9 protein-coding genes are annotated in these 13,077 nt (G+C 52.1%); all 9 read right to left on the bottom strand.

The genetic code is table 11. The features are described from left to right. Positions 1 to 146: 146 nt before the first annotated feature. The 9 genes from NIZ92_RS07415 to NIZ92_RS07375 all read right to left on the bottom strand — a co-directional run bounded on the left by NIZ92_RS07415 (position 147) and on the right by NIZ92_RS07375 (position 12,923). The gene (locus NIZ92_RS07415; protein WP_254002998.1) at positions 147 to 5,111 is read right to left on the bottom strand and encodes a phage tail protein; all 4,965 of its coding nucleotides are present in this window, start codon (positions 5,109 to 5,111) and stop codon (positions 147 to 149) included. Then, positions 5,111 to 5,713: a tail assembly protein gene (locus NIZ92_RS07410; protein ID WP_230940607.1), complete on the bottom strand. Its 603-nt coding sequence runs from the start codon at positions 5,711 to 5,713 to the stop codon at positions 5,111 to 5,113. The genes NIZ92_RS07415 and NIZ92_RS07410 overlap by 1 nt, the downstream gene beginning before the upstream one ends. After that, entirely contained in the window at positions 5,713 to 6,495 is a 783-nt protein-coding gene (locus tag NIZ92_RS07405) for a C40 family peptidase (RefSeq protein WP_021446763.1), read from the bottom strand. The genes NIZ92_RS07410 and NIZ92_RS07405 overlap by 1 nt, the downstream gene beginning before the upstream one ends. A gap of 53 nt (positions 6,496 to 6,548) precedes the next feature. Next, positions 6,549 to 7,292 (bottom strand): phage minor tail protein L, encoded by a 744-nt coding sequence (locus NIZ92_RS07400; protein WP_254002997.1) that lies wholly within the window; start codon positions 7,290 to 7,292, stop codon positions 6,549 to 6,551. Continuing rightward, entirely contained in the window at positions 7,289 to 7,630 is a 342-nt protein-coding gene (locus NIZ92_RS07395; RefSeq protein WP_022983190.1) for a phage tail protein, read from the bottom strand. The genes NIZ92_RS07400 and NIZ92_RS07395 overlap by 4 nt, the downstream gene beginning before the upstream one ends. Continuing rightward, positions 7,627 to 10,623 carry a tape measure protein gene (locus NIZ92_RS07390; protein WP_254002996.1) on the bottom strand — a complete coding sequence of 999 codons (2,997 nt, stop codon included), beginning with the start codon at positions 10,621 to 10,623 and terminating at the stop codon, positions 7,627 to 7,629. Before NIZ92_RS07390 ends, NIZ92_RS07395 begins: the two co-directional genes overlap by 4 nt. A gap of 402 nt (positions 10,624 to 11,025) precedes the next feature. Further along, the gene (locus NIZ92_RS07385) at positions 11,026 to 11,499 is read right to left on the bottom strand and encodes a hypothetical protein (RefSeq protein WP_009459896.1); all 474 of its coding nucleotides are present in this window, start codon (positions 11,497 to 11,499) and stop codon (positions 11,026 to 11,028) included. Between the two features lie 11 nt (positions 11,500 to 11,510). Continuing rightward, positions 11,511 to 12,434, bottom strand: a complete 924-nt coding sequence (locus NIZ92_RS07380) for a phage tail tube protein (RefSeq protein WP_021446765.1) — start codon at positions 12,432 to 12,434, stop codon at positions 11,511 to 11,513. A gap of 69 nt (positions 12,435 to 12,503) precedes the next feature. After that, entirely contained in the window at positions 12,504 to 12,923 is a 420-nt protein-coding gene (locus tag NIZ92_RS07375) for a phage tail terminator-like protein (RefSeq protein WP_254002995.1), read from the bottom strand. Positions 12,924 to 13,077: the final 154 nt, after the last annotated feature.

Genomic DNA, 13,077 nt, shown 5'->3' with positions numbered 1-13,077 from the left:
CCCTTCTAATAACCCAGGATTACGTACCGTTCCAAAAGACTCTGTAGTTGTAAAAACATCCAATGCCCTGCCCGTCCGCACGTCTGTATCTAGCCTGATCTCCCCGGATAAATAGTCCCTCACTCGAACACCTGCCAAACCGTTACTCATTGACTATGTCCTCCAAATACTCCGTCCTCTACAACCCAGACACCTGTAGGAACATACTGAACATAGCTGCCATAACCATTGCGAACTACCAACCAATCTCCTGATATGGCTCTCGTCACTTGGTGGCCAGTTCTGGTATTCCATTCCAAAACTGGCCGGCCGCCAACCTCTGCTGTAGAACGAATCCACTCGGACAACTTCAAAACGCCTATCGTGGCATCCCCGATTAAGGCAGTGTTTAAAATACTGGCTCCCCCTTGTACTGAAAAAACGGTCGTAGGAGTCCCGTTTGTAGCGTGCATCACAGCAAATCGATCAGCCAGGACTGCGAACGTGGACTGCATAACACCAGACTCGTTAGTCAAATCCAAACCAACACCAGAGACATACTTCACCCCGTTCTGATTCGCCTGCAGCTTCACCCCCCAACTGGAAGCGATCTTGCCATCCAACTCCGTCAAAGAACGAGCAACCTGCTCGACCGCCGCCGAATTACTACCAATACCCGTTTCCAAAGTCGTAATAGACTCAGCCAACGCACGATTCTCGTCAGCCTGGACATTCTTGAACTCAGCCAAAGACGCCCGGATTTGGGTTTGCTCTTTCTGAGTATCAAACTGATTCAGCACTCGTTCCAGGTCAGCATCCTCACCCGCCTGTTGGCGTTTGATTTCTGCATTCAGCATCAGTTGACTGGTAGCCAAGGCGTCTTGCTGGCCCTCTACGCTAGTTACCCGAGAGTTGGTTTCGTTCAAGGCCCCCGCTGTAGCTGCCAAACCCGTCTTGGGATCATGGACGGTATTTTGCAAAGCCGTCAGGTCACGTCCTTGAGAAGAAATGGAGCTGCCTTGTTGTGTGACCGTACTGGTCAAACCTTGAATAGCCGAGGAGTTGGCGGAAATTTCCTCTACCACCTCTGCCAGGTTAGGCTGCCATTGCATAGCGGGTACAACATCACCAAGATATAAAGCTGCCCAATGGATAGTTGCCTGACCAGCATGGTTACCCGGGGACGGCGCATAGTAAAACCGCAATTCACGCGGCAAGGCATTGGCAGCAGCCTTGGTGAATTTGACGACCTGAACAGACTGGTCAGCATTGCGCTCCAGATCAGCAACCCGATTTGAACTGCCACCCGCCCACACACCAATACGCGACTCCGTATCACCCTCCGCGGGCTTATGTGTATAGCAGACCACCAAGGTATAGCCCTGGGCAGGAACAAAGTCCTCAGTCAGGTTGTAACGTCCAAATAGATATACAGGTGTGGCCCGAACTTGCTCAACGTTCGACGCCAGCAGCAAGTTTCCGGCTGGGGCTGTCAATGACTCAAGCCCAGTCTCCAACGTTGTAATGCTCTGCGCCTGCGCACTGACATCCTGCTCTGTCGCCGTTACACGATTGCTCAAGGCTTGTACCGCACTGGCATCCGCTTTCTGATTTGCAGTAGCCTGCGCCGCATCAGCTGCAGCTTTTGCAGCCACCGCAGCAGCTGCCGCGTCTGTTGCTGCTTTATCCGTTACGGCCACCCAGGCACTGCCATTCCAGCGCTTGGGAGTATTGGCATTGTTTTTAGTGTCGATCCACAGATTTTGTGCCAGGCGCTTTGCAGCCGCAGGAGCTGCTGTTGCAAAGATCACCTCCCCTTTTGCCCCAGCGGCAGTGGCGGCAGCCGCTGCCGCATCTTGCGCCGCAACGGCTTTGGCATCGGCGCTGTTCACGCTGGTCGTCAACTGCGTGATACTGCTTGCTTGTGCATCAAGCTTGCCCTCGGTCGCCGTCACACGGGTACCCAAGGAATTAACGGCCGTTGCCAAGCCACGCTGCACGGCATCCAGACCATCTACCTTGCTGGACAGCGCCGTGGTGGAGTCAGACAAGGAGCGCAGACCACCCTCCAGTTGCTCAACCTGAGTGCGCATGGATTGCACGGAGGAAGCCAAGGCGCCAAGGCCCGTTGCCGGATCGTTCACCTGGCCTGCGACCGTATTGATCTGCTGAGCATTAGCCTGGATCCGGCCTTCCGCACTCTCCACCCGGCTGATCGTCTCCTGCGACTGGACCGCCAAAGCAGCAAGACCATCAGTGATCGAGGCAAAGTCTCCGATCAGCCCCCAATACGCCGCATCCGTTATCTTCTTGCCTGCCGGTACAGCCTTTTTAGCGCGGTACATCTTGTCATTGGCAAAGACGACAGCACCTGCCGCATAGGCTTTTTTCGAATCCCATTTATCAGCAAGAAGCAGCTCTTGTACTTGGCCATTGACCTCATCAACCCGTTGATTCAGCTCACCAAGCTCAAGAGTCAGATCTCCCACGGAATCGCGGATTTTGGGGATGTCGCGGATGTTACCCATCAGCAACTCGCCCAGGCCGCCCTCAACAATGGATGGAGTGATCAGCTCGTTATAGTCACTGGCCGATGTAGAAGGCACACCCCGAATGCCGGGTTTTGACTCTGCCGGAAACCACGGTCCTTGAGTCCCGTTTTTATCGATCAGACGCGCCCAGAAGAAATGCTGAGCCGTCACCGCCAAACCTGTTTGCTCGAATGAGTCCGTCGGATACGCAAAACCACCGGCACTCAGCGAATCTGCAAAGCTTTGAGTCGAGCTATACCTGATCTCGGTGCGCTCAATGATGTTCGGATCCGCAGGAAAACTCCATTTGACTTGTATACCCCAAGGAATGGAGCTGGTCCTCAGATCTGTCACAGGCAAAGGCGCAGACAGCTTGCCAGACAAATCCGTCAGATCTGAATTTCCCCACAGGCTGGACACATCCAGGACGTTAATCGCGCGTACACGCGCACGATACGCACCTGCATAGATGTTAGGAACTTCAACACTGGTGGAGCCCGTACGCGGGACTACAACCCACTCGGAGTTATCCCGGCGCCACTGCACCTCATAGGCAACAGCATTGGGAACGGCATCCCAGGAAATCACCGCATTATGTCGGGCCTGCCCCTGATCAATGACATGATAAGAGGTGATTGAAACATTACCCGGGATGCTCTGAACAGGCGGGGGAACAACGCTAACCGGTGGAGTTTCCACGCGGGTTTCATAGTCGATCGCGGCATGTTTGCCATCCACATACTGGACAGCTTTAATTGTATATTTCAGGCCGTCCCCTTCCGACAAACTAACTACTCGGTACTTCTGAGTCGACAATTCAGCCGAGCTGATAGACCAAGCCGACTCTGGCTCAGGAGTCTGACTAAACGGTGAGTCAACCAGCAGGACTTGTCCTTCTATTTCTTCGCCATCCTCAACAACCACAAGGCGAGACTGAGAAACACCATTCGGTAATACGACCGTCAAACGATCACCCGATACGACTCGAACAGAAGCATCCAGTGTCACTTCAACATCAGTTGCTGCTTGAATCAAACCACCAATACGACGCCCAGCCAAATGTGAATCGGCAATTTCAATAATTTGCCCTGGCTGAGCCAAATTACCTGACAAACCCACCGCAAAAGTAACTGCCTCAGTTTCCATACGGGAGGTAAACAAAGCACTCCGTCCCATACGTTGGGCCTGACCTTGAGACGTACACCCAAATGCTGTTAGCTCAACTTGTCTTACGCCGTAGCGGACCATGCCTTCCGGGTCTTCAACAACCTCCACCTTGGCCCGCCCCATATCAGTCTCATCATTCCAGGAGACCAAAGCAACAGTGTGACGAGTCGCCAAACTGGATCCGACATAATTGAACACGCCATCAATTACGTTGGCATTCGAGTAGGTATAGACCGGATCCCGTGGCATATCGGCTACTGCTTGCACCGACCCTTGAGCGTAATAAGCAATCCCACGAAAAACCGATGCCAAATCCTGTAAGACTTTCCATGCTTCCGCTTTATCCTGCAAATACACATTGCAGGAGAAGCGGGGCTCGGTACCACCTTTTCCGTCGGGCACCTGCTCATCACAATATTGTGCAATTTGATAAAGAGACCACTTATCCAACCAAGCTGCGGGCAGAAGACGCCCCAAGCCATCACATGCATTCGTGGCCAGGTCATAGAAGATCCAGGCAGGGTTGTCTGTCCAGGAAACTTTAAAAGTACCATCCCAGCTCCCGGAGTAACTATGTGTCCACGCATCATAGTTGCTAGGTACTCGTACCACCCGTAAGTACAAATCAAAGGCACGCGAAGGAATACTCTGAAACTGCTTGGCATTCACACGCAGACCAACACAAGCCGACATCGGACGACGCAACTTGGCATCAGTGACCTCTGTAATGGAATCAACGTATGTAACGTCACTCACCGTAGAGTTGTTGGCATTAACGGTAGTCCGACGCACGCGCAGCATCCAACCTACCTGCGCACGTGGCAAATCAATGCGATGAGAACGTGCATATTGCTGGGTTGTCTTACCGTCGAAGGCAGCTCGTAGCACTTCTTCAAAAGCTGAGTTATCGGTAGACAACTCAATCACATACTCAACACGATAGCCAGATATGTCACCGGTTGTAGCGGATTGCTGTTTCAGACCACGTACCGACAACCCCACTCGTACAGCCGAGATATGTATGTTCTGGATAGATCGTGTGAATGGCTGGTCTGAACGTAGCTCTACATTCACCGCCGAACTAGCTTCCACAGCCGGGAAACCAGGAATGTACCGTTGGTCCTGTGTACCCGCACGGAACTCCAATTGAACATCTGTAAAATTCAGGCTGCCATCGTCATTCTCAATAGGCGTTTTGTCCAGGTATACAGAGCGCAAAGGGCTGCTACTGTTTGCAAACCCATGAATAGGACCAGCGCTGACCAGATCGATAATCGAGGCATAAGCAATACTGTGCAGATTATCCTGGTCCTCAACCGGTGTACGAGTCGAGCCACCGCCCCCCTTCCCGCCCTTGTGACCTTTGACGCTGTAGCCCCCAGAAACAGGAACGGCGCCCGCAGGCGCCGCAATGTTGTAATCAAGAAGTCTCATCACATCTGATCCTCTGAATAAATCCCAGCTGAAACTACAGCACTACCTACTATTTTTCGCCCATACCCTAGCGGAACAGGGTTCCCCTGGGCCGTCGTATTAATTGGACCATTAAAGTTGTAGGACGCTTTATTCTCTGCTTGATCCGCTGTTCCTAACCCCACCTGCATAGGCATGATCATTTGAAATACCCCGCCCAGGGTCATGCCAGCACCAGCAGCCATCAACCCATATCCAAGCACAGGATGACCACCGACAACCAAAGCACCAACAATGACTAAGCTCACACCCAGTATTGTTTGAAAAAGCCCCCCTCGTTTCGAGCCTCGAATCACGGGCGCAATCCGTATTTCTTCCTGGCCTACGGGTGCTTCCAACGCTTCCTCGTTGATATTCGTTGTGGATAGAAAGCATGCATAAGAGATACCTCGGTCCCCCGAGGTCAGTAGTTCTCGCTCAAAACCAGGCAATAACACACATAAAGCCCGCACGCCTTCTGCCAGAGAATTAACTGCCAAATGATGAACCCGACCAAAACGGGTACCGAGCTTGCCATACAACCGTATCGTGCGTAGCTCTTGACTCACCGATGCTGTGGCCATCACAACAACTCCTTATGTCGAATAATCTTGCGAGTAATCTGTGCCCAATAACCGCCGTAAGGGACTCGTTCAGATAAGTAACCATAGGCATGGTGCAGCATTGCATCGGGCACAGGGTGTAAATGCGAGGCTTCAGCCAAGGAAGAGGCCCCCAAATACACCCCCGCATGATTAACCCGATCACTACGCAATTGCATAAGGATCACATCACCAGTTTTGGGACCATCCTCAACTTCTACAAAACCAGCTTTGGCAAAGTTATCAAGATACAGTTCTTCATCCCCCTCCCACCAACCATCCTCACGTTCAAAGTCTGGCAAAACCACTGCCCGTTCACGACGATAAAAATCCCGCACCAGGGTGTAGCAATCTAGTACCCCGTGATAAAACTGACGACCAATCAGAGGGGCCTGATAACCTTCTGGGCGGAAGGACTCCATCTCGCGTACCTGAGGAGTACCTGCACCTGGCATCACTGAAACAATCAACCACTCCAAAGGTTTTACATATTCAGCCATTGCCTCGCATGCCACACGATCCGCCTGGCTGGGCGCAGCCGACATATTCGGATGTGAGTGCACAAAAGCGATCAACTCACCTTGCTCCTGGGCTTGCACCCAATCCTCCGGACGAGTTATGAAAAAATTTTCAGGCTCGCTAGCCACATTCACTCCGGGCACATAAATTTCCTTGCGTCCTTTAGCCACCACAAAACCCACTGCCTCACGTGGATACTCAGCCAAGGCGTGCGCATTAATCGCTTCTATGGTTTTTTTATTCATATGACACCCATAAAAAAAACCGCCTATAGCGGTCATCCAATACATCGCAATCATTAACGGAGGCGATCAGCCGCCGGTTCACCACCAAATGAAATCTCTGCTTCCTCAGGTTGACAGTTCTGAACACTAGCCCACCGCAACTGGCAACTACGGACAAAACCAGGACAACGATCTAAAGCAGGGTCCTGCACTGGCTGATCATTCTTATCAAACATGGCTGAACCTGTGTAACCACAATAAGGCCCACGATAGCCACCGATACGCGTCCAAGAGCAATACGTCATAATTTGGCGTCCTGGCAATCGCTGCCCCTGGAAATCCAACGGGCTGGATAACTCAAACTCTACCGCTTCGGCATTACTGGCAGACCTCTGCTCAATCAGCCACACCTCAAGAGGAAAAGACTGCGTAGGATCTGCCCCAGGATTACCCTCCGAGAAATTAGCCTCATCAAGATATTTCACTAAGGTACGATGCCGAATAAATCGTGTACCAACTAAATCCCCATACATCCGGCACAAGGCGGAAATCACCCCTGGCACAGGCTTGCCCTGAGCATCCACACCAATGTTTCCCACCTGCACTTTAGGAGTCGCTTGGCGCCCTTCACCTGCGCGTTTAAATCCTGTCGCTTGAATAGCCCATGGCTCATACCTTTTTCCTTGCCACCAAATCGGTGTATCTTGCGAATAGCCATGAAAACGAAACGTGCCAGCACCAATTTCTTCAGCATCAAGCTCAAACAACTCCACGATGGCACCAGGCTCCAACTTTTGTAGATCTGCAGTAATCGTCATGGTTGAAACCCCTTCTCAAAAGTTGCGGACAGTCGCCAAACATCGGCGCCTTGATGTTCCTGCGAATAGGCACCACAAGTGGTAACAATCGCCGTGCTCTGCCCAGGTGGGGTCCAAAGAAAAGAGCACCATCCAGCATGTTCATCCAAAAACTCTGTGATCTCATCAATACGCTGCTGTCGCCCCAAAAACACCAAAGACCACTTGGCGTCTTTGGAGTTCATCCCTTTGCCCACCCGTTGTACATAACCATCACCCAGCTTGGCTGACAAAACCTGGAACTCAACCTCTTGCACCATATTTTGCTGTTCCGCCGCCCAAGTAAATGTATTCATCATGCATACCCTTGTTGTTGATTCCACAGTAAGCCGCCTTGCCGCATTTCACTGGCCAGCACTTTCTGAACTTGCCCGGCAATCAATTCACCTAGTTGCCTGGCATCTGCCTGACTGCCGCCACTAGTCTGCATTTGGGCTGAACCATTACTAGAAATATTCACCTCGACATTAATTGGAGCTGACTGTGCGCCCCCTGCAGAAGTCTTGTTAGCTCTTTGAAGATAAGAAGTGAGGTCATTATTTTGTCTAGAACTAAGCACCCGCTCACCTTTATCCAGCAACCAGGTGCCCTCACGCGGTATCTGGTCAAGACCGTCATGAGCCATCCCGCTCAAAGAAGTAGCCGCAATCATAGCGACCGAGGCGTAGCCCATCCCGCGAATCCACGGCGCTATTGCCAGTCCCTTTCCACCTGGAATCGCCATAGCCTGGGTGTAAGCGACTTCTGTATTAATAATTGCTTGGGCAATGCTAGCGGCCTTATTGGCATAAAAAAGAACCTTATAAGCTGTCGATCCCTCTTGCCCCAACGCTTTCAGCATTTGCATAGCATCACTAGTCACAGTCGAAAAACTAGATAATGTCGCTGACCGCCATGCTTCAAATAGAATCGACTGCTGCTCGTTGTAACGCGTATTTATTTCCAAAATAGCTGCAGCATGTTCCTCCTCCATACCTTCTAAGGTCTCAAAGTACGCAGCCTTTTCTGCCAACTCTTTTGCACGCCACTCATCCAGTGCAACCTCACCTCGTGTGACATTCAATAACTCTCCAATCCCCCCTCCCAATGTACTGGTAGGCTCATTGAACTGAGGTGCTACAGAGATGCTGCTTTGCACCAGCTTTTGTATTGCATTGGAATATTCATCGGCAGACAATCCCGCCTCATTCAAAACACGGACTCTATTTTTAAAAGTATCCGTACTGCGCTCTTCCTCTGTGCTCAACTCCAACATAAGCGACTTATATGCGTCCTGGGCTACTTTTGCCTGCTCAAAAGCCTCTTTAGTTTCGAACAACGCATTTGCGAGCCCCATCTCCTTCTCTGAGGCTCCTGAAAGTCGCAGCTGATAGTTAAACATCTCACGCTCAGACATCCCGAGCACTGCTACCTGATCCTGCAACCCCTGAACTAACGGATTCACTCCCTTCTTTTGCTGACTTCCCCTATCAGCCCCAGCAGCGTTGCGAGCAGCCTCTTCCGCACGCTCAACAGCTTCTAACATCTCGATCTTCTCAAGGGCTCGCTTGTGCTCTTCATCACTCATTTTCCCAAGCAGACCCTTTTCCAGATCATATCGAAGCAATGCAGCATTACTAGCTTTACCAGTGAGTGCAATCTGACGATCTATCTGGGATTCAAACTTAACAAAGTCCTCCGATGCTTGTTCCACACCAGCACTGATAGGAGCACTGAGCAACTCTGTAATCTTTTCAGACTTTAATCGCAAGCCCTCCGCCCGCGTCATCGCTACTTCGTATGTCTCAAAAAGATCCCTACTCTGGCGACTCAACTGCTCATATAGAGGCGAACTCTTATCTGGCATCGCATGCATCTGCGAGCCCAAACTCTGAAGCTGAATCTTGTAAAAAGCTATGTCCTTCCCTAAACCAACCAGTTCTTCTCCGATTTTCCACTTGGTATTCTCAAGTGCAGCCCTTCCCATTTTATTGAGTGACACACTAAGCAAATCGACCGAGCCACGGAAACTATTTGCACTTTTCTCTGCAGTATTTGCATTATTACTAAAGAGCAAAAACGACCCAGCTGCGAGTGCTGCTGTAACACCAAGCCCTACCGGCCCCCCCAACACGCCCAGCAATGCTCTACCAGTACTTACACTGGTTGATTGCACGGCTACCAAGCGCTTTGTGGCAGCCTCGTCCGCCAGCTTTGCTGTTGCCACCTGCGCATGGGTCGTAGTCAACCCAAGATTCGCTTGTGCGCTTGCCAAAGCCGCAGCCGCAGCTTGTGCTTCCGCTCTGGCAGCGGCAAGCGTAGCAGCAGCCTTGGTATGGCTCGCTACAGTGGCACTCACAGAGGCCGCAACAGCACCAATAGTCCGTGACGTATAGACACCCAAGGCCCCCAAGGCCACAGTCCCCAGAACATCTGCAAACGACTCAAAATTCTGGGAAATGAAGTTGATTCCCGAAGCCAACAATGTCGTTGCTTGCAAGGAGTTATTCGTATTGCCTACGTACTCGCTAAATGCCGAGTTCAAGTTTGTCAGCGCGCCACTGACTGTCTTGGGCATCAACTCCAGTTGCTGCAAGGCAGGGATATAAGAAGATGCCAAACCTTGAGCCAACATCTGGGCAGACATCTGCCCACTCCTGCCCAACTGATCAATCTCTGCCGTCGTTTTCCCTGTGCTGTCGGCCATATGGGAAATCAGGGAATCAAGAGTACCAGTAATCTGCGCCCAGTCACTGGCATTAACTGCACCGGTACGAAACGAATTGGCAAACGCCTCCATGGCGACTGCGCCGCTATCTGCACTAGCCCCATTCGTTGCCAACAGTCCAGAAAAAGCCCCTACTGCATCCATGCTTTGATCAAAACCAAGACCGATCTCCCGCAAAGCCGGGGAAAGTGCGATGAATGCTTCACGTGTTTCATCAATAGGGCGGGATGTCGCCTGAGCAAGCTGCGCCACTCGTGCCTGGGCCTGGTCGTACTCGCCCAAAGACTGCGTCGCAACCGCCATACGCTCGGCATAGCTATCCCACTGCTCGGCCATCTCAATCAAATCCATGGCCGAAAAACTACTTAAGGCAGACTTCAACACTCGGTCCATCACAGCGGCTGAAGCAGCACTTGAGAGGGTCGCATGACTGACGCCTGCCATACTGCCATTGACTCGATCCGACATGGCCGCAACACGAATGCCAGCCGCCTCCATTGCATTTAGGGCAAGCGTCAGATCTTTGGCACCTTGCTCCGCCGGCCGAGTATCGAGCGTAATAGTCAATCGAGACTCTTGCGCCATTCAAATTCTCCAGATAAAAAAAACCCTGCCAAAGCAGGGAAAACCGCACATAGACGCTGATTCAAATCTCAGGACCTGAACCCTATCAAAACAATTGGGCCAGCCAGGTAAACGTACAACCCCAGCTGGCCCAACTCCTGCTCCCACCACCAGGCAATCAACTGCGTTCCAAGCGATCAAGCTCAAACACAGCCATATCCAGTTCTTGCCGGGGCAGTGGGGTTCCGTATGCCTGGACCACAGCGCTAATGTTCTCGGTAGAAAGGGGCAATGGCACCGCACCGCCCATTCCGACAACGACACTCCGACAACGGTCTGCAGCACAATAAACACGGATGACATGATCCGTAATTGGATCACTGGGAGGTTCATCCGGGATCTGAGCACCGAGAGTCGAATGAATCAGCTTGCGCTTTTCATTTTGCCCGGCCCACTCTTTTTCCCACTGGAACCGGGCGAGGACTTTTCCACGGTTTCCTGGGCCTCCTTCTTCGCATTGGCCGCTACATGGGCCGCTGTCGCAATCACCCAGACAAAAAGGTCTGTGTTCTCTGACAACAACTTGGTCGCATTCTCGGGCGAATAAGGAATGACATTGCCCGCTTCATCAAGGACCTCACCCTTCCAGTCCTTGACGATATACGTGCTCAACAACTGGCACTGAACATCGTGCTCGCGGACATCGTTACTTGAAACACGAATAGCCGCCAGTGAATGCCCTGCATCTTCCCGTGCAATCAAGCGGCGAGCTCGCTCCAAGGCTATTTGATAAGCCTCGGTATCAAGCGCCGCAATCTTGAAAGACACGTCCTCGTCATAATCCTCCCACCGTTCCTGACTCAGCACCGATTCCAGGCGATTAATCTTCAAAGCCATGCCATCACTCCTTAAGGTGCAGGCGCAGCAACTGGGCTACGAGTCAGCACGGGAGTTTGCTTGGCCACGGTGAAGTTCAGCTCCACTTTCAGAATATCGCCCTTGGCACCGTTAGGCAGGTCACCATCGACTTCAATGGCGGGCAGATCGATCTCGTACTTGTTACCAAGGGAGTCGGTGATCGGGAAGGAAATGGCGATCGGGGTCCGTTTGAACTGGTTCTTCCACAGCTCCCAAGCCTTCTGGGACCAAGCCAGGGTCACTGTGCCGGTGATGGCTGCTGCGGTCTCAATCAGGGCACCGGGACCCAAGCGCTCGGCACCAAAGCAACGTTGGGTCTGCAGTTGATTGTCGATATTCAGGGTCAGGCCCGATACGCAAGCCTGGCCAGCCAAAGACACACCATTGGCTTTCACATCGCCCACGCTGATCGAGGACATGAAAGGTGTTTGGCTGGGCTCGGCCGGATCGGTGGCAAAGGGAGTTTCCTTGTCTTCGTAATCCAGGCAAGACATGGTGAAGGTTACGGTGGCTTTGCCTTCTTCAGGCACTTCCAGGGCAAAGGTGCTGACATGTGCACCCTTGAACAGCGCGTAGACATCCACGTCACGATAGGCTTTGGCCAGGCTGAAGGTGCTGCGGGTCTCGCCCACGCTCAGCTTGTTCTCTTTCCACTCGCCGTAGAAGGCAGCGGCCAGCAGCTCGTCAAAGGTGCCGTAGGACAGTTCGCCCGTGATGTCGCCACCAATATCAATACTGGTCACGATCGAACCCTGACCAATACGCGAATCGGTGATTTCTTCGGACTCCTCTTTGTTCAGGGTAGGAGTCAGTGTGTTGCCGGTAACGCGCAGCGTCTGCCAGCCCGAACCGGGGGTTACTCCGGGAACGGTTTCTTTAACCAGGTAGCTAGTAACTTTAGCGCCAGAACTCATAATGCATCTCTCCTGTATGCAGGCAAAAAAAAACCGACGCGAGGTCGGCACAAAAAAACAGGTAAAAAATCAACCGGCCCGGAACGGGACGGTCAGGTTGATCTGGTAAAACTCTTCGCGTTGTGGCCGTTTTTGCGGGTCATCCGCTGCCACGTCGACCTGGCTCAGGCCCAGGCATTCCAACGCTCCTTCAGACCAGAAGGAAAAGTGTTCATCCACGGCATCACTCAGGCGATCCAGCTCCTGACGCCCCTGACCCAAACGATCAAAACACTCAATCAGAATCTCGCCCGATTTGCGGGTGTAGGGTTTCGCACCCATGCCCGAGATTTCCGAGTCGGTATTCTTGATCAGCAGACGGCACCAGACGCCTGTATCCGGCGGAGTAAAGGCCGCGTGCGCATTGGGATACTCGATGCGCTCCTGAGCAATCCCGGTCAATGCCACCATGTGATCAATAATGGCTTTACTGATCTGTTCAAAGTTCATCTTGTGTAGTTCTCCTGAACGGTCCTGGCCATCTGCTTGATGGCCAATCGATGACTGTGCGTAGGTTGTTGTGACCAGACATAAAAAAACCCCGCAGCAATTTCTTGCTCGGGGTTGTTTCGTTTGCATTGGACGCAACTTTGCACGCCCATTA

It is taken from the genome of Alcaligenes sp. 1735tsa3, assembly GCF_024134565.1.
Taxonomy (GTDB): Bacteria; Pseudomonadota; Gammaproteobacteria; order Burkholderiales; family Burkholderiaceae_B; genus Alcaligenes; species Alcaligenes phenolicus.
This window is presented reverse-complemented; position numbering and strand designations above follow the sequence as displayed.

Excerpts from the sequence above, each read along its gene's own strand:
- NIZ92_RS07415 (WP_254002998.1), bottom strand. The coding sequence starts at position 5,111 with ATGAGACTTCTTGATTACAACATTGCGGCGCCTGCGGGCGCCGTTCCT.
- NIZ92_RS07410 (WP_230940607.1), bottom strand. The coding sequence starts at position 5,713 with ATGGCCACAGCATCGGTGAGTCAAGAGCTACGCACGATACGGTTGTAT.
- NIZ92_RS07405 (WP_021446763.1), bottom strand. The coding sequence starts at position 6,495 with ATGAATAAAAAAACCATAGAAGCGATTAATGCGCACGCCTTGGCTGAG.
- NIZ92_RS07400 (WP_254002997.1), bottom strand. The coding sequence starts at position 7,292 with ATGACGATTACTGCAGATCTACAAAAGTTGGAGCCTGGTGCCATCGTG.
- NIZ92_RS07395 (WP_022983190.1), bottom strand. The coding sequence starts at position 7,630 with ATGATGAATACATTTACTTGGGCGGCGGAACAGCAAAATATGGTGCAA.
- NIZ92_RS07390 (WP_254002996.1), bottom strand. The coding sequence starts at position 10,623 with ATGGCGCAAGAGTCTCGATTGACTATTACGCTCGATACTCGGCCGGCG.
- NIZ92_RS07385 (WP_009459896.1), bottom strand. The coding sequence starts at position 11,499 with ATGGCTTTGAAGATTAATCGCCTGGAATCGGTGCTGAGTCAGGAACGG.
- NIZ92_RS07380 (WP_021446765.1), bottom strand. The coding sequence starts at position 12,434 with ATGAGTTCTGGCGCTAAAGTTACTAGCTACCTGGTTAAAGAAACCGTT.
- NIZ92_RS07375 (WP_254002995.1), bottom strand. The coding sequence starts at position 12,923 with ATGAACTTTGAACAGATCAGTAAAGCCATTATTGATCACATGGTGGCA.